21 protein-coding genes are annotated in these 21,270 nt (G+C 40.7%); 9 read left to right on the forward strand and 12 right to left on the reverse strand.

What is annotated here, in order from left to right; genetic code table 11:
* Positions 1 to 6: 6 nt before the first annotated feature.
* Positions 7 to 870, reverse strand: coding sequence for a DUF808 domain-containing protein (locus LY11_RS01870; RefSeq protein WP_111632023.1), 864 nt, complete (start codon positions 868 to 870; stop codon positions 7 to 9).
* An 84-nt stretch (positions 871 to 954) separates the two neighbouring features.
* Positions 955 to 1,251 carry a hypothetical protein gene (locus tag LY11_RS26480; protein WP_146610784.1) on the reverse strand — a complete coding sequence of 99 codons (297 nt, stop codon included), beginning with the start codon at positions 1,249 to 1,251 and terminating at the stop codon, positions 955 to 957.
* Between the two features lie 17 nt (positions 1,252 to 1,268).
* Here LY11_RS26480 and LY11_RS01875 point away from each other — a divergent pair, with 17 nt between their 5' ends.
* Positions 1,269 to 2,087: an AraC family transcriptional regulator gene (locus tag LY11_RS01875; RefSeq protein WP_111632024.1), complete on the forward strand. Its 819-nt coding sequence runs from the start codon at positions 1,269 to 1,271 to the stop codon at positions 2,085 to 2,087.
* 40 nt (positions 2,088 to 2,127) lie between these two features.
* Entirely contained in the window at positions 2,128 to 3,696 is a 1,569-nt protein-coding gene (locus tag LY11_RS01880; RefSeq protein WP_111632242.1) for an FAD-dependent monooxygenase, read from the forward strand.
* Positions 3,697 to 3,805: 109 nt separating this feature from the next.
* Here the strand turns inward: LY11_RS01880 and LY11_RS01885 are convergent, their stop codons facing one another.
* The 5 genes from LY11_RS01885 to LY11_RS01905 all read right to left on the reverse strand — a co-directional run bounded on the left by LY11_RS01885 (position 3,806) and on the right by LY11_RS01905 (position 8,820).
* Positions 3,806 to 4,591: a hypothetical protein gene (locus tag LY11_RS01885; RefSeq protein ID WP_111632025.1), complete on the reverse strand. Its 786-nt coding sequence runs from the start codon at positions 4,589 to 4,591 to the stop codon at positions 3,806 to 3,808.
* 134 nt (positions 4,592 to 4,725) lie between these two features.
* A complete protein-coding gene (locus LY11_RS01890; protein ID WP_170132602.1) occupies positions 4,726 to 5,496 on the reverse strand; it encodes a LytR/AlgR family response regulator transcription factor in 771 nt (256 codons plus the stop codon).
* Positions 5,493 to 6,563, reverse strand: coding sequence for a sensor histidine kinase (locus tag LY11_RS01895; RefSeq protein WP_111632026.1), 1,071 nt, complete (start codon positions 6,561 to 6,563; stop codon positions 5,493 to 5,495). The genes LY11_RS01890 and LY11_RS01895 overlap by 4 nt, the downstream gene beginning before the upstream one ends.
* A gap of 114 nt (positions 6,564 to 6,677) precedes the next feature.
* On the reverse strand, positions 6,678 to 7,139 hold the full coding sequence (locus LY11_RS01900) for a DinB family protein (protein WP_111632027.1): 462 nt from the start codon (positions 7,137 to 7,139) through the stop codon (positions 6,678 to 6,680).
* A 106-nt stretch (positions 7,140 to 7,245) separates the two neighbouring features.
* Positions 7,246 to 8,820 (reverse strand): FAD-dependent oxidoreductase, encoded by a 1,575-nt coding sequence (locus LY11_RS01905; RefSeq protein WP_146610785.1) that lies wholly within the window; start codon positions 8,818 to 8,820, stop codon positions 7,246 to 7,248.
* A 121-nt stretch (positions 8,821 to 8,941) separates the two neighbouring features.
* On the opposite strand from LY11_RS01905, the gene LY11_RS01910 reads away from it, so the two are divergent.
* Positions 8,942 to 9,922: an AraC family transcriptional regulator gene (locus LY11_RS01910; protein WP_111632029.1), complete on the forward strand. Its 981-nt coding sequence runs from the start codon at positions 8,942 to 8,944 to the stop codon at positions 9,920 to 9,922.
* Positions 9,923 to 9,979: 57 nt separating this feature from the next.
* Here LY11_RS01910 and LY11_RS01915 read toward each other — a convergent pair whose 3' ends face one another.
* On the reverse strand, positions 9,980 to 12,121 hold the full coding sequence (locus tag LY11_RS01915) for a glycoside hydrolase family 97 protein (RefSeq protein ID WP_111632030.1): 2,142 nt from the start codon (positions 12,119 to 12,121) through the stop codon (positions 9,980 to 9,982).
* Positions 12,122 to 12,350: 229 nt separating this feature from the next.
* On the opposite strand from LY11_RS01915, the gene LY11_RS01920 reads away from it, so the two are divergent.
* Entirely contained in the window at positions 12,351 to 13,181 is an 831-nt protein-coding gene (locus LY11_RS01920; protein WP_111632031.1) for a sulfurtransferase, read from the forward strand.
* 201 nt (positions 13,182 to 13,382) lie between these two features.
* Complete coding sequence (locus tag LY11_RS01925; RefSeq protein WP_111632032.1) at positions 13,383 to 14,126, forward strand: 3-keto-disaccharide hydrolase; 744 nt, start codon at positions 13,383 to 13,385, stop codon at positions 14,124 to 14,126.
* A gap of 24 nt (positions 14,127 to 14,150) precedes the next feature.
* Here LY11_RS01925 and LY11_RS01930 read toward each other — a convergent pair whose 3' ends face one another.
* The gene (locus tag LY11_RS01930; protein WP_111632033.1) at positions 14,151 to 14,900 is read right to left on the reverse strand and encodes a DeoR/GlpR family DNA-binding transcription regulator; all 750 of its coding nucleotides are present in this window, start codon (positions 14,898 to 14,900) and stop codon (positions 14,151 to 14,153) included.
* A gap of 122 nt (positions 14,901 to 15,022) precedes the next feature.
* Here LY11_RS01930 and LY11_RS01935 point away from each other — a divergent pair, with 122 nt between their 5' ends.
* The 4 genes from LY11_RS01935 to LY11_RS01950 all read left to right on the forward strand — a co-directional run bounded on the left by LY11_RS01935 (position 15,023) and on the right by LY11_RS01950 (position 19,565).
* Positions 15,023 to 16,198 carry an MFS transporter gene (locus tag LY11_RS01935; protein ID WP_111632034.1) on the forward strand — a complete coding sequence of 392 codons (1,176 nt, stop codon included), beginning with the start codon at positions 15,023 to 15,025 and terminating at the stop codon, positions 16,196 to 16,198.
* A gap of 32 nt (positions 16,199 to 16,230) precedes the next feature.
* Positions 16,231 to 16,815, forward strand: a complete 585-nt coding sequence (locus tag LY11_RS01940; protein ID WP_111632035.1) for a gluconate 2-dehydrogenase subunit 3 family protein — start codon at positions 16,231 to 16,233, stop codon at positions 16,813 to 16,815.
* A gap of 29 nt (positions 16,816 to 16,844) precedes the next feature.
* Positions 16,845 to 18,545, forward strand: coding sequence for a GMC oxidoreductase (locus LY11_RS01945; protein ID WP_111632036.1), 1,701 nt, complete (start codon positions 16,845 to 16,847; stop codon positions 18,543 to 18,545).
* Positions 18,546 to 18,689: 144 nt separating this feature from the next.
* Positions 18,690 to 19,565 carry a sugar phosphate isomerase/epimerase family protein gene (locus LY11_RS01950; RefSeq protein ID WP_111632037.1) on the forward strand — a complete coding sequence of 292 codons (876 nt, stop codon included), beginning with the start codon at positions 18,690 to 18,692 and terminating at the stop codon, positions 19,563 to 19,565.
* A gap of 69 nt (positions 19,566 to 19,634) precedes the next feature.
* Here the strand turns inward: LY11_RS01950 and LY11_RS01955 are convergent, their stop codons facing one another.
* From LY11_RS01955 to LY11_RS01960, 3 genes are all read right to left on the reverse strand, one after another.
* A complete protein-coding gene (locus tag LY11_RS01955; RefSeq protein WP_111632038.1) occupies positions 19,635 to 20,591 on the reverse strand; it encodes a helix-turn-helix transcriptional regulator in 957 nt (318 codons plus the stop codon).
* Between the two features lie 66 nt (positions 20,592 to 20,657).
* Entirely contained in the window at positions 20,658 to 20,852 is a 195-nt protein-coding gene (locus LY11_RS27030) for a YdeI/OmpD-associated family protein (protein WP_317047972.1), read from the reverse strand.
* Positions 20,831 to 21,244 carry a YdeI/OmpD-associated family protein gene (locus LY11_RS01960; protein ID WP_245952558.1) on the reverse strand — a complete coding sequence of 138 codons (414 nt, stop codon included), beginning with the start codon at positions 21,242 to 21,244 and terminating at the stop codon, positions 20,831 to 20,833. Before LY11_RS01960 ends, LY11_RS27030 begins: the two co-directional genes overlap by 22 nt.
* Between the last annotated feature and the right edge of the window lie 26 nt (positions 21,245 to 21,270).

Consider the following 21,270-nt stretch of genomic DNA (forward strand, 5'->3'; position numbering starts at 1 on the left):
TCAATATCATTTCACCAGTGAAACTATCTTTTTGCCAGCTATTGTAATCATAACCACTATCAATCCAGCCACTAACCCAATAGTAAATTCCTTAATGATAGCTGATACCTGCGGAAGTAAATGGTGCAGATATTCAATATTATGAACAAAAATACCACCCGAAACCAAGATCAAAGCTACTGTTCCTACTACACCGAGAATCCTGATAATTATAGGGAGCGATTTAACCAGTAAATGTCCCAGACCTGCAAAGAAACCTTTTTCATTGGAACGTTTGATCAATTTGTAGCCAACATCATCCATTCTTACAATCATTGCAACTATACCATAAACACCAATTGTTGCCAATAATGCAACAATTGAAACCGTCAGGATCTGTATCATTATACTTTCTTCTAAAACAGTTCCCAATGCAATAATTACAATCTCTACAGATAGAATAAAATCAGTTGTTACAGCAGATCTGATCTTTGCTTTTTCCGGATTATTATCCTCCTGTTTAACCTTAGCAGGTGTTTCATGCGCTACCTCTGAGCGATGGAAAAAATATTCTATGATCTTCTCAACGCCCTCATATGCCAGATAAAATCCTCCCAAAACCAGGATAACTTTAATAGCCACCGGAAAAAATGCGTTTAGCAATAATGCGATGGGAACAATGATCAGCTTGTTCACCAAAGATCCTTTAGTGATTGACCAAAGTACAGGTAACTCTCGTGAAGACAAAAAACCAGTAGCTTTTTCTGCGTTCACAGCCAGATCATCGCCTAAAATACCAGCAGTTTTTCTGGCCGCTAATTTAGCCGTTACCGCAACATCATCCATTAAAGACGCTATATCATCCAAAATCGCAAAAAAACCTGAGGCCATATTTATTTCATTTACAGGAACGCAAAATATAAATACGATTTCGAATAACCATAAAAATAAATCAGTCCGTTCATTTTTAAATGCTCACAGCACATTTTCACAACCAGCTTTCAGGAAGCAGTTCTGATCCGGTGTGCTACTCACGAACAAGAATACACTGCAGATCAAATCAGAACGCAATACAGCCTCTCCAAAACAGTACGGATAACGACAAGTCGATACGGTGTTACAACTGCCCGTCCAATCGAAGTCCATCATACCAGAAACGAGTATTCCAATCACTTCATTAGTTTCCTTACTAAATACCGGAGAACCATTAAAAATAAGCGTTGAAATACAATATTGTCCCTTTCCTTTGTGCCGCTGTTCAATCCATTCCAAATATGTTATATTTGAACATGCAGCACCAAGAATTTGAACCTCCTGAAGAGCTACGGGATACTATAAAATGCTTTTGGTATAACAGAAGAGACTCTGGAGAACAAGAATCGGGTTTTGAAGTACTCCCTGATGGTTATGCTGAAATTATCTTTCATTTCGGAAGCGGCTGCAGCATTGCTAAACATGGAGAATTGCAAACGTTGCAATCACCGTTTATCATAGGGCTGCTCAATCAGCCAGTTATTTTTCACACCAAAAGCCGTTTTGAAATTATTGCCATAAGATGCTTTCCCTGGACCGTGTTTGATTTGCTCGGACTACCTTCGGGTAAAGACGGCGTACGGCTTTTCGAACACCCTATCGCACAACTCCAATCCACATTGAACAAATGGGTTAAAGCTGGCAAAATAGAGGAAGCGGTGGCTCATGTAAAACAATTCTTTCTGGATGCACGATCACGCATCCCTACTGATAGTATGCTATTTAAAGCGGGAATTGCAATGAGAGCAGCAAACGGCACTTTACCAGTAAGCCAGGTCGCAGCTGCTGCTCATGCTACGGTTCGTACACTGGAAAGGAACTTCAAGCAATCTTCCGGTTACACAGTTAAAGATGTATCTGCCCTGATTCGCTTTGAGCAGGTACGAAACCAATTATGGCATTATCCAGCTACTAATCTCGCTGGTTTAGCTCATGAACTGGGTTATACCGATCAATCTCATCTAAGCAGAGAATTTAAGCGTTACAGTGGAACAACGCCAGCAGCTTTTGCACGAAAAACGAAGCAAGCAAAGCAGGCTGTGAGTAATGATTTTGTCGCATTTGTACAAGCCTGATACAAGTGCATTCCAGAATTTTGTATCACAATCATTTGATATGAAAACTATACTCGAAAGCAATAAATCCGCACCGCAATATGCTATTTACGACGTAATCATTTCTGGTGCAGGGCCAGTTGGCCTGTTCCTCGCCTGTGAACTGGCCCTGGCTAAATGCTCAGTCCTGATCCTTGAAAAGACAGAGCACCCCGATTCACCTTTAAAGCAGCTTCCTTTTGGTATCCGCGGACTGTCAGCACCTACTATTGAATCGCTTTATCGCCGTAATTTACTTCAGGAACTTGAATTATATAAACACATTAAAAATCCGCATAAAACCTCAGCTCCTGTACAAGGCCCACGCCGTCAGGGAGGCCACTTTGCCGGCATTCCATTTCTTGATGGCAATATTGACACTTCGCAGTGGAAATATCGCCTGGCAAGCGCTACTGACACTAGTTTAATTTCTGAAATGCAGGAGCTTGAAAACGTTCTGAACCGCCGCGCGGAATCCCTGGGCGTAGAAATCAGGCGCGGGCTGGCCATTACTGGCTTTCATCAAACTGCAAATGAAGTAACTGTTCAGTCAGGTGAACAATCTTTCCAGTGCAGATGGCTGGTAGGTTGCGATGGAAGCCGCAGTGTGGTTCGCAAGGCAGGTGGTTTTGAATTCGCCGGTACAGAGCCGGAATTTACAGGTTATACCACTCAGATTGACATTGCTGATCCAGAGAAGCTAAGCCCTGGCAGAAATGTGACCTCACTAGGCATGTACATGCAATCCCAGCCAGGTTATGTATTAATTCAGGATTTTGATGCCGGGGCATTTCATCATTCACAAAAGCCGGTCACTCTCGAACACGTGCAAGAGGTACTACGCCGCGTTTCGAACACAGACGTGACTATCAACGCCCTGCACATGGCAACCACATGGACTGACCGGGCCCGGCAGGCTACAACTTACCGCAACGGACGGGTGCTTTTAGCTGGCGATGCCGCACACATTCATTCACCTCTGGGAGGACAGGGGCTTAACCTGGGCCTTGGCGACGCGATGAACCTTGGCTGGAAGCTCGCTGCAACCATTCAAAACAAAGCGCCGGAAGGCTTGCTGGATAGTTATTATACCGAAAGGCACCCAATCGGTGCACAAGTTCTGGATTGGTCACGTGCACAGGTTGCCATCATGAATCCAAGCCCACAAGCGCGTGCGCTGCAGGCGATTATCCGCGACCTGATGGATACGCGCGATGGTGCTACTTATTTTGCAGGGCGGGTCTGGGGTCTTTCCACACATTACGATCTCGGTAGCGATCATCCGCTAACAGGCTACAGCGTTCCCAACTTTGAATTCGAAGACGGTACAACAATTGGCGGATTAATGCACGATGGGCAAGGGATACTTCTTGATTTTAAAAAGAATACTTCACTGCAAACTTTAGCAGGTAAATATAGTGACCGGATCAAGTACATTTCAGCTGGCGCAAAAGACCAGTTAGCTTTAAGCGCGGTATTGATACGTCCTGACGGGATTATCGCCTGGGTAGCTGACAACGACCCCGATTACAGCGAATTCCAAAAAGCTGCCGGATGCTGGTTTATTTCTGATTCAGGAATTCAACATTAACCTGCAGGTAATCAGCTCTTACAAAACACTTGTAAGCAAATAAAAAGCAGAAGCCGCTTTTTTGAAAAGAAAAGCGGCTTCTCAGGAGTATAAGAATATAATAAACTGATTACTTTTTGGTAAAATTTGAGCGTTCTGTAGCTGTCTGCACATTTACTGCCTGCCCAATAAACTTAGCCTGCATATTAAGATCTTCGTTTACCGGCAAATAACGCTTTGTCTGCTCATCCAATGTATATTTGGTGATCAGGTCAAACTTGTCAACATTAAGGATCTTAATTTTCACTGGCTTTTCATTCTGGGTCTGTACCTGCTCTAGTTTGCAGCTTTTGAGATTAATGGTCATGAACAATCTGCAGTCTTTAATAAAGGCAGCATCCTTTGGAACAGAGGTGGCATCAGGCTTATAACTAATGATAAGATAGTCAGCTGATTCTGATTCGACCCTATAGCTTGCATCATCGGCCTTTTCTGATGACTCTGATTTAACTTTATTTTTTCGAAAGGAACTAATATCACCCTTAGATGGAGATTTTCCATTCACAGAGACTACCGTCCACTGTGCTTCTTTTGGAGCTGACGGGTCAAATTTAGCTATGATAACATTTGTTTTGTTTGCAGCTATTGTAGTTTGCTTGAGGTCGAAGGCGTAATCATCCGGTTCTCTGAGATTGGCCGGATTGAGGAGCCCCGCATCAATCCCGTGTTTAGAAAAGGCATCCAGTACTACCGTTTTTTGGGCGGAAACATGGAGTGTGGATACCACCAGAATAAAAAGAACCAATAATGTCTTTATCATACCACCTTCTCCTTCAAGCTTATTTTTCCCTCTATTAGCAACTTCGATTGTTCCAGTCTCTAAGTTCACCAATGTCATTGCATTTGTGTTTTTCATTTTAATACGTTATTTGTTTATGACTTAATGGCACAAAACTATAACGAACACAAGCTTCTCAATTTGGCTTTCTGAGTGAAACAGCGAAAAGGTCAGGTGAATTGCTGATAGGATATATTGAAATGAATTTGAAATTAATAATCTAACCAGGTTTTAAATAAAGGTGCTTTAGTTCTGCTAACAATAACATCCTGTTCGTCCTCATGATTTTTGATTTTGAGCTTCAGCTTACCGTTGAAAAAATTATGTACCTTTTCAATGGAATTGACATGAACAATATACTGACGGTTTACCCTAAAGAAATTTTTGGGTTCCAGTTCCTGTTCCAGAGTTTCCAGTGTCTGTGGTACTACAATTTTTTCTCCGCTAAATAAATTTGCATAGTTAATGGTCAGGTGAGCATAAAAAAAAGCAATGTCCTCTACCTTGATTTTTCTATAAGAATCCCTGTAGGGAAGAAAAAACCGGGTTCTATATTCTTTAGGCCGCATCTGATTAAGCAATTCTTCGATCAAAGGATATTGCTGTTGAGACTGGTGTATTGAAGATTCAAATTTTGTAATGGCAGCTTCCAGCTCATCCTTTTCAATGGGCTTAAGCAGGTAATCTATACTATTGTATTTAAATGCTTTGACCGCGTATTCGTCATAAGCCGTTGTAAAAATTACCGGGCATTTAACATCTGCCAGCTCAAAGACATCGAAACTTACCCCGTCTGCCAATTGTATATCCATCAACATCAGATCAGGACTTTCATTTTTCGAAAACCAGTCCACCGCCTTTTTAACACTTGGTAAAACACCAATAATTTCAATATCAGGTCTTATTTTGAGCATAAGCCGCTGTATTCTGTCAGCATTGGGCTTCTCATCTTCCAAGATCAATATTTTCTTTATTATATTCATTTGATAAGAGGTACTTTGATGGTAAAATTTTGAGTGTCTTTCTCTATAACAGGCTTTCTGTCACTTAACAAGGCATACCGGCCGATGATATTGTTTAAGCCCAGCCCCGTAGAATCCGGTATTTTTATCAAAGGTAATAATGTATTAGACACAACCAGTTCATTATTATCATTTGAATAAATACTGACAACCAAAGGATTTTCTTCTTCCGTGCGGTTATATTTCACAGCATTTTCAATAAACAGCTGCAGCGTAACAGGCGGGATCAGCAAATCAAGCTTTGATTTGTCAATATTAATCTGAAATATACAACCACCTCCCATCCTGTTCCTGATCAAAAAGAGATAGGCATCAAGAAATTTAAGCTCTTCCCGCAGCGTGATCAGTTTCTTTTTTGAATTAATTAACAGGTATCTGTAGACTTTCGCAAAGTTCTCTGTGTACTCATATCCTAACTCCTGGTCCTTCAATATCAACTCTGAAAGCACGCTTAAGTTATTGAAAACAAAATGGGGGTCGAGTTGTAACTTCAGTGCCTGCAACTCAATTTCAGCTGCTAATTGTTTATTTTGTGCCTCCTTTATCTCAAATCCAGCTACTTTCAAGGCTTCAGTTTTCCAGTTCTTCAGTAAAAAATCACCCGTGTTCACTGCGCTGATCATCAATCCCCAGAACATGACTAAAATAAGGGTAAAAAATGCTTCTCTCAGGCCAATATAAGAGGAAGGCTTACCTACAAAATCTGCAAGCACCAGGTAAATTAATGCCATACAAATGATAATAAGCAATACCCCCAGAATTTGATACAATGCCTGGATCAGTAAACGTTTTAAGGGGCTTACCATCCATGAAACCCTTTTATTCAATCTCTTTTCTATGAAGAGGCTCAACTCCACTATTGCCGCATAAAATAACAGGTTGACCAGAATATCCATCATTATTCTGGGAGCCGGCATATTAAAATAATCTTTCCAATAAGAATAAGGAAAGATGACGAATCCGGTTACATAAGAAAATATACAAGTGAATGCGATCATCAACATTCTCTTCATTCTATTCCTTTTCATGATGTCATTTTTATCAGATAATAGTCAGTAAGACTCTGAAAGACAAATATGCAGTTTTATAAATAAAGGAAGAGAAAGACCAGATTAATGAATTCCAGCGCAGGCCGGAACAGCTTATTTCCAGATTCCCAGCAAACGCCGGATAACAATAATTTCAGCAGTATGATATGCGTTATGATCAGCAATCTGAAGTGCTTCGCGCAGTATACTTTGTCCACTTCCATGCGGAATGGGCTCATATAGATCACATTTTTGGATCAGTTCAATAAATTCGTTTAAATCATCGTCAATCTGTTTCAGCGTTTTATCCCAACTATTTTTATCTGCAGGAGCAGTTTCTTTTGGCCAATATTCATCAGGCCACTTTGGTGATTTATGATTGCCGTCTTTACTAAATTCCAGCATATCCCACTGCGCAATCCTGATATGCTCAACAAGCTGCCAGATACTATAAGGCAAACCATGCGGCCTTTCGCCAAGTAAATTAAAAGGGATACCTGCTGTGGCATCTTTCACACCAACATGAGCGCCGCCACCAATTAATAGTTTTTTGAGTTCTTCAACTAAGAGTTCCATTTGATGAATCTAAATATTTGATATAATTTATAAACCAGTACTAATAATACAATTCATGCTGAATAAAGTTTACGAAACTACGCATCGCCCATTAATGCCATCCACCTTATTTACTTAAAACAGATAATATCACATCCAGTAAATTGCCTGACGTTAATTTTGCTGCTACGAAATCATCGGGTCTGATCAGCAAAGCCTCATGACCATTTGTATGGGTAATGGTCTTCCATTTTTCTACTATATTTTCGTCATCCAGTGTTACCAATTGAATGTTGATGTTTAGCTGCTGCTCCACTTGATCACATTCCACCTGCCAGTCTTCGCTGCTATTCGCGATTAACACAAACTGGCCTCTTATCCAGTCAAGCGAAGACAGCGTTTGCGATTCATTGAGCCATAAGTGCGGGATGCGTGTTCCTGGCTCGCCAATAAAATAAGTAAACGGCAAATCAGTTTCTCTTTTAACAGCCGCAGAGTAATAACCATAATCCGGCAATCCCATCAGATCTTTAGCTTTGGTAAGCATTAATACACTATTTATCAGTCCATTTTCATCCGCCAGTTCACCAGAAAGCGCCGCATAATAGGCCCCTACCCGCTGACGTTCAATAGCGTAGGTATCCAATAAAGCATCACCTGCACCATGTTTCAAAACTGCTGCCAGTTTCCAGGCTAAATTCTGTACATCCTGAACACCACAATTTGCGCCCTTACCTGCATAAGGTGTCATTGTATGCGCGGCATCCCCTGCAAGAAAAGTTCTGTTGATACGCATTTGGCTGGCAATTATCACTGTAAGCTGCCATGGCATAACTTTAAGAATAGAAATCTTCAGGTCCGGAATCCCTAAAATATGCCTGAGGATTGTGATGAGTTTTTCTTCCGGATAATCGGCTGTTGTTTCACCATTTTCAGGATAGAAACGTAAATGAAATGCCCACTTATCTTTGTTATTTATGGTCAAAAGAAAACCTGTTATTTCAGGTGTATCTATCAAAAACTGGCTAAACTCCCGATCTTTCACTAAAAGTTCTAAATCGGCCTCAAAATAGATGTTTAGCAAATCCTTCCAGGAACCATTGCCAGATACCGGAATATTCAACTGTTTTCTAACCAGGCTATTTGCACCATCCGCCGCAATCATGTAGTCCGCGATGATCCTATATTGCTCACCGGTTGCTCTATTTTCCACTAAAATCTGCACTTCATTTTCTTGCTGTTCAAAAGCCAACATCTGGTGATAAAAACGGAGGTTTAAGTCTTGCTTTTTCGCGGTTTTACGGAGGATAGCCTCGCTAATATCCTGTGTACAACGACATACCGTTTCGGGAGATTTTCCGGCAAAAGACTTCATATCCTTTTGTGCCTCCATTAACTGAGCAGGGGTTATTTTTCCTACAGGATTTCCCAAAGCTTCCATCAAATTATTTCCACGTATAATGCCCCAGGCAGGAGCCAGTGCTTTTCCACCTTCACGCAAATCTTCACCGATTCCCAGTGCCCTGAATAGCTCCATCGTTCTAATATCAATGGTTCTTGCCCGTGGATAGATAGATGTATCTTTATGTTTTTCTATCAGGATAAAGTCAACTCCTTGCTGCGCTAAATACAGTGCAGCGGTAAGCCCGGTGATACCACCGCCCAGAATTAATACCGGCGTTTTCTCTATTTGCTGTTTCATTTCTCTTTGGTTTTTCAAATTACGTTTTAACTGATAAATAATTAATAACACAAATCTAGATGACCGGTAAAAAATAAAATAGCTAGTTTTGATCAAATAATAGTTCTATTCGGCCAAACTTATGAGATCAGATTCAGAAGATAACATTGAGCTTTCAAAAAACCCGGCAAAGGCAATTGGAGAAAAGCTGGAAAATGGTGTGACACCTATTCCTTCAAATATGGGCACTGGTTATATTAAGGGCTTCTTTATCAATCCTGGATTACGGCTAATTGTGCGGCAATATGAGTTGAAAGAGGACTGGATACTGGACAGGGGGATCGGTACAGAAGAAGATAAATTTGTAGTGATTGCTTTTCACAATATCTATCAGTCAAAAGACGCTATAAAAAACTTGTTGTTACCACCATCATCCAGCAGAAAATTGTTACCCTCGGTGCAGGTAGCCACTTCTGGATTTAATATTGAATATCTTCCTGCCAACAAAAAGATTAATTCAATAGTGATCACTGTAAGTATAAACTATTTAAAAGAATTGCTGAAACCAAAGCCTGGAGATACACTTTTGCACATGATAACTTCTGGCAATCAGCCCTTTTTATTTGAAGAAATAATTTCACCACAAATACAAGAAACCGGGAGTGAAATTGTCACGGCAAACCCTGCAAAAGAATTACAAGAACTTTATTACAAAATAAAAGCTGAAGAGCTTATTTATTTATTGTTTGTGGAGTTACTGAAAAGACAGGATACTACACTGCAAAAATTGAATATTACTGATGTTAAGAAGATCTATGAGATAAAGGATAAAATTCTGTCAGATCTTGACACTCCCCCTGCCCTTGCTGAACTTGTGAGACTTTCCGGTATGAGCGAATCTAAATTAAAGCGGCTTTTTAAACAGATCTTTGGCAACAGTATTTACAACTATTACCAGATTTTCAGAATGAAAAAGGCAGCTTACCTGATCAAAGAGGAACACTTGTCGGTTTCAGAAGCTGGTTATCGATTAGGTTTTTCAAACCTTAGCCATTTTACAAGATTATTTGAAGCGCATATCGGCGTAAAACCAAAGAAGTATTCTGCAGGTAATAAAAAATAAAACGCCTGTATTATCTTTTAAATGACACAGGCGCTCTAAATTAAAGTTTTTTCAATACTACAGTTTTTTTAACCCTTGAATAGCTGCCTGATCAGCTATTTTAAAGCTGATCGCATAACCACCACCCGGAGCACAAAGCTGAGCAAGTTTCGATTTATTCGTTACTAAGACCTTACGGATAGTATAGGCCTGAGGATTAGTCTTATAATGTGCATCTTTTGCATCAGCATAAATAGTAGCTTCATAAGTTTTACCAGGTGCTAAAAAGTTGAAAGAGATATTGGAAACACGTGCCTGATCACCATTTACGCTGCCTGCAAACCATTGTCCGGTTCCCTTTGCCATACGGGCAACAGTTACATACTGACCTGGCTCTGCTTCCAGATATTTACTATCATCCCAATCCACTGCCACATCTTTAATAAACTGGAAAGCATCAGGGAACCTTTCATAATTCTCAGGTAAATCTGCTGCCATCTGCAGCGGGCTGTACATCGTTAAATAAAGTGCAAGCTGATTGGCAATCGTACTGTTTACATGAGAATGATTATCAGGATTAAGTTTGCTGATGTCCATTTCAAAAATCCCAGGTGTATAATCCATTGGCCCGCCAATCAAACGTGTAAACGGAAGTACAGTAACATGATTTGGCTTAGACCCTCCAAAAGCCTGATATTCTGTACCTCTTGCAGATTCATTGCCAATCAGGTTAGGATAAGTACGTGCAATACCAGTTGGGCGGACAGCTTCGTGCGCATTGACCATTATTTTGTATTCAGCAGCTTTTTCCAGGGCATACTGATAATGGTTTACAATCCACTGGCTGTAATGATTTTCGCCTCTTGGCAGAATATTACCTACATAACCGCTTTTAACGGCATCATAACCGTTGGCTTTCATAAATTTATAAGCCGTATCAATATGACGCTCATAATTACGTACTGAACCTGACGTTTCATGGTGCATAATCATTTTTATGCCTTTAGCCTTGGCATAATCTCTGATTTCAGTTACATTAAAATCAGGATAAGGGGTTACAAAGTCAAATACATAATCTTTTGAATGGCCATACCAATCTTCCCAACCCTCGTTCCAGCCCTCAACCAGTACGCCACCAAAACCATTTTTAGCAGCAAAATCAATGTATCTTTTTACATTAGCAGTGTTTGCACCATGTTTGCCGTTTGGCTTAGCTTTTGAAAAATCAGTAATACCAAGCTGTACAGAAGGGTACTCATCCGTATAAGCCCATGTAGACTTTCCGGTAATCATTTCCCACCATACCCCAACATATTTGATGGGTTTGATCCATGAAGTATCTTCTATCTTACCCGGATCATTCAGGTTATAGGTCATTTTTGAAGCCAGAATATCACGGGCATCATCACTTACCATCACCGTACGCCATGGTGAATTGGCTGGTGCCTGCATATAACCTTTATCTCCTTTTACGTCTGGGGTAAGCCATGATTCAAAAATCATATTTTTATCATCCAGATTCAGGTGCATACAAGCATAATTGATCAATGCAGCTTCATGTAAATTGATATATAGTCCATTGCTGGTTTTCATCATTAAAGAAGTCTGGACACCAGTTGGAGAAAAAGATGTCTGAGAAAGGTTTTCTGTTTTGTTTTTTGCAGCCAGTTCTCTTATTTCAGAAAGCTTTGAGGTCGTATAATCATATTCCTGTGTATCGTAATCTCCAGCTATCCAGAATGCAGTATGATCCCCTGCCATTGCAAACTGTGTTTTCTCTTCTTTAATTACAAAATAAGTCAGATTTTTCTGTGAAGGGAATTCATAACGGAATCCCAATCCCTCATCAAACATTCGGAAACGAATAATCATTACCCTGTTTGTTTCTTTCTGATTCAAAGTAACTGCCAGTTCGTTATAATGATTACGGATAGTTTTTACCTCACCCCAAACCGGTTTCCAGCTTTCATCAAAAGAGGAAGTTTTAGTATCAGCAACAGTAAAATCTGATAGTAAAGATTTTTTATCATCTTTAAGCTCCAGTCCGAGCTTACTTGGTTTAATCACATCTTTGTTTTTGTAAACCAGGCTGTAACCCGGCCGGCCCCCATTTTCCAGTGCAAAAGTCATCGTTAGTTTTCCATCCGGGGACTTCAATTGCTGGGCTTTGGCAAGCGTTAAACTGCCCCATAAACATGCTATTAAAATTAGCTTCTTCATATATATTGTTGTTTTTACCAGATCTACTGAATCTTAATGAGCGCATTAAGCTTGTTGATCGTAATGTTATAATTTCCGGCAGTTTCCATTTCTTATCCGGATTACCAATTTTTACAAAAATAGCCGAAGTACTGGTAATTCCTTCCAGGATTATGAAATTAATAAGATTGGATTTTACAAGGTAGAAATCAACTACTTTTCCATTATATTCACAACTTAAAAAAAGGCCATGAAACTATCATCCATTATACAACCTGAGGAATTAATTATACTAAGTAAAAACGATTTCATCCTTTTTGATGTAAGCGCAGGATCGAAACCAAGGTATGATGAACAACACTTAAATGGTGCGTTTTACCTGGATTTAAATAGTGATCTGGCTGACATCAAAGATTTCGCTATTGGCGGCAGGCATCCGCTACCAGCTTTTGAGCATTTTGCCCGGCTTTTAGGTAAATACGGAGTCACAAAAGATACGCATGTAATTGTTTATGACGATAAAAACGGATCTAACGCTGCTGCAAGATTCTGGTGGATGTTAAAGTCAATAGGTCATGAAAAAGTTCAGGTTTTAAATGGTGGTTATACTGCTGCAACTAAAGCCGGCTTTGCTGTAAACGCTGAAGTTCCGTCAGTGAAACCAGCAGCGCCTTATCAATTTACAGAATGGCAGCTACCACTGGCAGCAATAGCTGAAGTAGAAGTTGCCAGCAACAGTAATAATCATGCAATTATTGATGTGCGTGACGCAAATCGCTTTGCAGGCTTAACCGAGCCTATAGATTTAATTGCTGGCCATATACCTAACGCTATAAATATTCCTTTTACGGAAAATCTGGATGCAGACGGGGCCTTTTTAGCACATGAAATTCTAAAAGAAAAATATTCAAAAGCGCTGACTGCTTATAAAATTGAAAATGTGATTGTACATTGTGGCTCTGGCGTAACCGCTTGTCATACACTCTTAGCGATAGATTATGCAGGTATGCCCCTACCGAAATTGTATGTAGGTAGTTGGAGCGAGTGGAGCAGAAATAACAAGAAAATGATTTTGGCTTAGCTTTAGTATTAAGGAAGAATATTAAAACTTTTGAGCTTTTCCTTTAAGGATGTAAGGTCTGCAGATACCTGGGATTCCAATCAGACAAAACATCCCCAAAGCCGATATTATTTTTGACCTCCACATTATGCAAACTAATGCAAATTTGCTTACATTAGCAACAAAGGTATTCGTTTTGATAATTATCATCTATTATTTTCTATGAAGAAGCTCGTTACAATAATCACTGCCACAGCACTGACCGCTGCCATCATTACCTCATGCAGTTCTACTAAACCTAAGGATAACGAACTCTCCAGGCAGGAGAAAGAGCAAGGCTATCAATTATTGTTCGATGGCAAAACTTTAAAAGGCTGGCACCTCTACAATCAGGGCGATGTTTCCTCAGTATGGGTGGCCCAGGATGGTGAATTAAAATGTCTTCCCGGTACAGCTGCCACGCACGGAGATCTGGTAACCGATCAGGACTTTGAAAATTATGAACTTAGCTTCGACTGGAAAATATCCAGGGAAGGAAATAGTGGCGTATTCATTAATGTAGTCGAACGTCCCGATATTCCTACTGCCTGGGCTTCAGGTCCGGAATATCAACTGCTGGAAAAAGGACATCTTGATTACGAAAAGGAAATGAAGCGTCCCGGTTGTCTCTATAATTTCGCCCCCCAGTTAAACGCCGCAGAGGTTAAACCGCCAAACGAATGGAACCATTCCGCGATCAGACAACAAGATGGGAAGATTGAATTTATGCTTAATGGCATTGTAACCGCTAAAGAAAACTTTAATTCCATTCACTGGAAAGAAGCGGTTGCCAACACCAGTTTTAAGAACTTTCCTGAATTCGGAAAGCACCTGAAAGGACGTATCGCCCTGCAGGACTGGAACAAGGGAATCTCTTTTAAAAACATTAAGATCAGGAAGGTAGAGAAGGCAATAGCCAGCCTGTAACTGCGCCTTGTTCCGGGCACATTATCAGATAATCTTAAGGTTCTTAAAACGCAGCTCATCCAACTTAGGATCATTACTTGGAAGTTCAGTTACCAACACGTTAATCCCTTCCAGCCCACAAACCACGAAAGGTTCGTTTGCGCCTACTTTTTTGCTATTGCTAAGCACAATAACCGTTTTCGAACCTTTCAGCATCGCTTTCTTTACAGCCCCATCCTCTCTTATGGAAGCAGTTATACCAAAATCCTTTGAGATTGCACAAGTGCCCATCAGGTAAAGGTCAACAACGAACTCAGCAGCCTCATCACATGTTCTGGCACCTGTGTTTGTTTGTGTATCCCTATCATGATTTCCCCCAAGTACGATGATCTCTATATTCCGGAACCGGGCCAGCAAAGGAACCAGGGCTAAATTATTTGTTATAACCCTAAATGAAGCATTAGTTGGTAAACATTCCGCAACCGCACATACTGTAGTCCCACCATCCATGAACACGCTCATTCCGGGCTTAATTAAAGGCTGAACCTTCATTCCGATTATCTCTTTTTCCGTAGAATGAAAATCAGTGCGGTCCTGAAAGGAAAGTGGGTTTTTATCACGCGATATTGCTCCCCCCCTAACTTTTGACAAAAGGCCATTTTCGTCCAGATAATCAATGTCCCTGCGAATGGTGTCTTCAGAAACTAACAGATCCATAGACATTTGACTATAGGTAACTGTACCTGTATTCTTCAAACTGGAGATTATATGCCCGAACCGTTTTTCTCTGATCATTTCCTTACAAATATAATTCTTTCAGCTGGTTGCCTGAAATACTTGTATTGTTAAAGTAATTTTTAAAGGTACAGATTTAGCGACTATTTGCAAATTTGCAATAAATTGCATTAATTTGCCCCATGGATAATAACCAGGCTACAACTAAAGCCAAAAAAGCAACACAATATATATTCCTGGTGTGCGGGTTTGCGCTCTCCAGCTGGGCCCCTATGGTACCCTTTGCAAAAGAAAGACTGCACTTGAATGATGGTAGTCTTGGACTGCTACTACTTCTTTTTGGGGCTGGTGCCATTTCAATGATGCCCCTGAGTGGATACCTTTCTAAGCTTTACGGTACACGGATCGTGATATTGATTTCGGGACTGGTCGCTGCTATCTTTCTGCCCATCCTGTTATTGATGCCAAATCCATGGATGATGGGAGCCGCACTCTTTGTTTTTGGAGGAGCGATCGGTGTCATTGATGTAGCGATGAATTCCCATGGTATCCATGTTCAGAATCTATATGGGCGGCCTATTATGTCATCCCTCCACGGTCTTTTTAGCGTAGGTGGCTTATGTGGCTCCCTGGGGCTGGGATTACTGATGAGGGCTGGTCTTGATCCCTTAACCGCCGCAATTTCAATTTCAATACTGCTTATAGTCATTCTGCTCTGGAAATACCAGTTGCTGTTCTCCAAACAGCAGGAAGGTAATCTGCCAGAAAATAATATACATCAGGAAAATAAAACAAAAACCAGCCCGGGATGGCTCAGTTCCCGCGTAATTTTTCTTGGCGCAGCATGTTTTGCCGTATTTCTATCTGAAGGAGCTATGCTCGACTGGAGCGCCCTTTTCTTAAAAGAGAACAGAGGAATAGACGCAGAACTTGCAGGGGTTGGGTATGCAACCTTCTCCATTGCAATGGCAGCCATGAGACTTTTGGGGGATCGTATAGTAGAGCGGTTTAGTGGAAAAACCGTAGTAGTTGGTGGTGGCCTGATCGCTGCCTTGGGGATTTTCATTGCCGTAGCAACCCAATGGATTCCAGCTACTCTTTTTGGCTTTGTACTCCTGGGTGCAGGTGCCGCAAATATAGTACCTGTATTCTTTAGTGAGGGCGGCAGGCTTAAAGGTATCCCTGCTTCAGCCGCCATTCCCGCAATAAGCACTATGGGCTACGCAGGTCAGCTTGCCGGACCAGCAATGCTTGGATTTATTGCCTATCACTTTTCCCTGACCATTGCGCTTGCCTTTACCGGGGCATTACTTTTAAGTGTTGCTATAGCTTATGCGTTCAGGAAACCTACTGCTTAATTTCTCCCAAATACTAGTACTTACATAAATAAATGAAAAGAAGAGACGCATTGAAGAACGTTGCACTCCTGCTGGGTGGTGCAATTTCAGCTACCACAATGGGAGTTCTGTTCAAGAGTTGTACCAATCCACAAGAGTCAGGTGAGCAAATCAATTTTTCACCTGAAGACAGGAAATTACTCGCGGATTTTGCAGATATAGTCATCCCTGCCACAAAAGATTCTGCAGGTGCAAAGCTGGCAGGACTCGGGGAATTTATTCCAATGATGATTACAGACTGTTATCCGGAAAAGGAAAGGTCGGCATTTTATAAGGGCATGCAGGAGTTCCGCCAAAAAGCAATAAGTGATTATAAAAAGGATTTTAGTGCAATGACAGTGGAAGAGAAAAACCACTATGTGGGGAGCATCAGGGAAATGGTCATTCTCCAAAGCACGAACAGTACTGACGGTTTAAGCCCACTGAAAACCTTTTTTATACTTGGACGGGACTTGACGCTAATCGGTTACTTTTCCTCAGAAATAGGCTGTACACAAGCAAGAGCGTATGTGCAGGTGCCAGGAAGATATGACGGTTCTGCGGTATTGAAACCCGGTCAGAAATCCTGGGCAACTTAAAGTTAATTATAAACAACGAACGACACCTCATGAATATAAACACAAATTTAAAGGCTGAAAATACTTACGATGCAATTGTTGTGGGCTCAGGGATCAGTGGCGGATGGGCTGCAAAAGAATTAACCGAAAAGGGCCTTCGTGTGCTGATGCTCGAACGTGGAGAGAACATAGAGCACATCAAAGATTACGACACGGCCATGAAGAACCCCTGGGAATTCCAACATGCGGGGAGGTTAACCGAAGAACAAAAAAGTACCCACCCTGTCCAGAAAAGGGACTATCCCTTTCAGGAAGCGAATGCTAAGTGGTGGGTAAACGACCTGGAATGTCCATATACAGAAGATAAAAGATTCGACTGGTACAGAGGCTTTCATGTTGGGGGGAAATCCCTGATGTGGGGCAGACAAAGTTATCGCTTTGGCCAGGCGAACTTCGAGGATGATGCTAAAGACGGATACGGATCAGATTGGCCGATCCGATATGATGACCTCGCCCCATGGTATGATTATGCTGAACAATTTGCAGGGATCAGTGGCTCAAAAGAAAACTGGCCCTTATGTCCTGATGGAAACTTTTTGCCTCCAATGGACCTGAACATCGTGGAAAAAACGGTGAAAAAGAGAATCGAAGAGAAATATAACAGGGAACGGATTATGATGATAGGCCGTGTGGCTAACCTGACCGTTCCGCATAAAGGCAGGGGCAATTGTCAATATCGTGACCTTTGCAGCCGTGGTTGCCCTTTTGGTGCATATTTCAGCACCCAGTCAGCAACCCTGCCCGCTGCAGTTGCAACCAATAAATTAACCTTAAGGCCTTATTCAATCGTAAACCATATTATCTACGATAAGGATACCAAAAAGGCAAAGGGAGTAATGGTAATCGATGCACAGACGCAGCAAACGATGGAATTTTATGCACGGATAATTTTCGTGAATGGTTCTACGCTTGGCTCAACTTTTATCTTGCTTAACTCGACCTCTGAGGCTCACCCCAATGGCCTGGGAAATGGCAGCGGGCAACTTGGCCATAACCTGATGGACCATCATTTCAAATGCGGTGCATCAGGTGATGCAACAGGCTTTGAAGATAAATACACTTATGGACGCAGGGCAAACGGGATTTATATTCCCCGGTATCAGAATATCGGTCACGACAAAAGAGATTACCTGCGTGGTTTTGGTTACCAGGGAGGCGCAAGCCGGGAAAACTGGCAAGATGATGTCGCGGAACTTTCATTTGGATCAGGTCTTAAGGAAAAGATGACCAGTCCCGGCAAATGGACGATTGGACTGGGTGGTTTTGGAGAAATGTTACCATACTATGAAAATAAGGTCTACATCAATCATTCCAAAAAGGATAAATGGGGACAGCCTGTATTGGCAATAGATTGCGAATACAAGGAAAACGAGAAAAAGATGCGGATAGATATGATGAATGATGCCGCAGAAATGCTTGAATCGTCAGGAATGAAGAATGTAAAAACATTTGATAATGAATGTTATCCGGGTATGGCTATCCATGAAATGGGAACGGCAAGAATGGGTAAAGACCCCAAGACTTCTGTACTGAACAAATGGAACCAGATGCACGAGGTGAGCAATGTGTTTGTAACCGATGGTTCCTGTATGCCCTCAATCGCTTGCCAGAATCCTTCATTAACATTTATGGCTTTGACCGCCAGGGCTTGTGATTATGCGGTCAGTGAAATGAAAAATAATAATTTATAATACATAGGGTAAACAAATAATTATAAATTTTCCAATAGGCGAAGGACTTTTGGTTAATAGTTGAAGGGGCCGGGGATTCAGTTTAATAAACATTATCTTTCCCCCGGTACCCTTTTTTAAATCATTAACGTAAAAAAAATCTATATGTTTAAATCACAGAAAAAACTATCAGGAATACTACTTATTGTTATCCTGTTCTTCACAGGGATAGCAGCATCGAATGCCCAAAAAAGAAAAGATGTTGGCCTGCAGCTATATTCTCTTCGTGAGCTCATTTCCAAAGATGTTCAGGGAACCTTACAAAAAGTTTCCACGGCAGGTTATACACAAGTCGAACTTTATGGCTTTAGCATCAAGGATCAATTTTGGGGTTTGAAACCAGCTGAACTTAAAAAAATCCTTGACGAAAACCATTTGAAGCCAATCAGCGGTCATTTTAATATGACTCCCTACTTTAAGACAGGTGAACAGGCCGAACTTAAGGCTGCAATCGATGCCGCTAAAATTCTTGGATTGAAATATGTTACCATTCCCTGGTTGAACCCAGATGTCAGAACCAGTGCCGCGGATTACAGAACCATGGCTAAAAGGCTCAATTATGCAGGTCAGCTTTGCAAAAATGCAGGACTGAAATTGGCTTATCATAACCATGATTTTGAGTTTATCAAATATGGCAATGAAACAGGGATGGACATCCTGCTAAAGAATACAGATAAAAAATTAGTCAACTTTGAAATGGACATCTATTGGGTTATTCGTTCAGGTATTCAGCCATACACACTATTTAAGGCTAATCCCGGAAGGTTTGTGATGTGGCATATTAAAGACATGGACAAGTCAGATCCGGCTTTGAATGCAGAAGTTGGTTCGGGAAGTATCAATTATAAAGATATTTTCAAACATGCAAAGCTTTCCGGCATGAAATACTTCTTTGTAGAACATGAAACTAACTATAAACCAGATATGATTGGTTCGGTTACACAAAGCTGCAAGTTTATTAAAGATGAAATTCTAAAATAAATAAAATACTCAAGCTTAAAAAGCCGCCTTTCTTGTCAGAAAAGCGGTTTTTTAAGTTAAGAGAACGTATTATTCCTGCTCCCTGATTACCATAGCAGCCTTCAATATGACGAATAGTTCTTCTTTAAGATGAATCGGTCCTATAATTTCCCCGACATCAATAAATCTTAAAAACCACCTGACGAACGATGTCGGATGAGATTTACAATTAAAATACATCAATACGGTTTCATCATTTATAATTTCTTTGACGTAACCAAAATTATCACGTTCAAATGATAAAAAATGAGCATATTTTTTATCAACACTCACTGTAATTTCCGTAAAATACTGGGAATGATAAAGCTCATTTAATGCGTTCACTGAGGGATGGTCTTTCTCAAAATGTTTTTCCAGTACCTCTAATTTTTGTATTCTATCCAGTCTGAAGTTCCTATAATCACCTCTGGAATGGCAGTAGGCTAAAAGATACCAATTCCCATTTTCATTGAAAACACCAATTGGTTCTACCGTCCTTAAATTTGGTTTATCATCCTTTGCATTTTTATATAAGATTCCTGTCAGCTTCTTGTTTACAGAACTTTTGAGCAAAGTATCCATAATATTGGGGACATAGTTTTTTGCATCAAATTTTTCCTTAATCAGAAGTTTATCCTGAAGGTGCAGAATTTCATTTTTCTGGTAGCTATGGAATGAACTCTTGATCTTGGTCAGAACTTGCTCAAAATTTCTTCGGACAGATTCAGTTTCATGATTGCGCATAATTTTCTCTGCGATCATTACGCTCAATACCTCCCCTTCTGTAAACCTGGCTGGAGGAAGCCTGAAACCATCAACTATTGAATACCCCGCTCCTGCGGTGTGGACCATTGGAACCCCTGCACGTTCAAGCATATTCAGATCCCTGTAAATCGTCCGCCTGGTTACCTGAAATTTCTCTATCAATTCTTCGATCGGTAAGACAGACCTCGATTGAAGCAGAAAAAATATATGAACTATCCTCTCAAATTTTTTTATGTTTTCCATCTTCCATGATTATGGGTTCAATATTACATTTAAGCCTGTATTTTATAATTTAGTGCACAGAAATCGTTATGAAAACTGTTTGGGCAGTTTTCTTTCGTTTGTAAACCTGATGATTTCAGCAATCCGCCGATTTCGTGTCTCCTCTCTTTTTGCACATAAAAGCCAGTAAAGAATAGATTTTTTAACTGACTTACTGAGCGAATTAAAAAAAACTTTGCAATGGCCATGCGTTTTCAGCATTAAAGCCAGGTCTTCAGGCATGATGAGCTTTCGACGGCATCCAGCATTTCCCAGGAGCCATCGAGTTTTGCCGCTTTGATGGTCTGTAAGCCAGCATTTGCCATGAGTCCAAGATCAATTAGATTTTCAACCTTTTGCTTATTAATTCCCGACCAGCCACTTTTAGGCTTTCTTTTTGAAAAATACTGCATAAATTTCTTTTCGTCGATAGGTAGTTTTTTACTGTCTATCCAACCAAAACAAAGCGCTGTATCTACAGCCTCGCTCCAGGAAAGCCCTGGTAATTCTTTTCCCCTGACCTTCTTGTTATAGACCAGCCAAATGCCTTTGCATTCTGAATGGTTTAACACGAACCATTCGCGCCATTGAATATTGTCTGCCGGATATATTGTTAAGCTGTCTTCCATAGCCATTGTCTTCATTATTTCTTGTAACGCGC

It is taken from the genome of Pedobacter cryoconitis (assembly GCF_003259615.1).
In the GTDB taxonomy this organism is placed as follows: Bacteria; Bacteroidota; Bacteroidia; order Sphingobacteriales; family Sphingobacteriaceae; genus Pedobacter; species Pedobacter cryoconitis.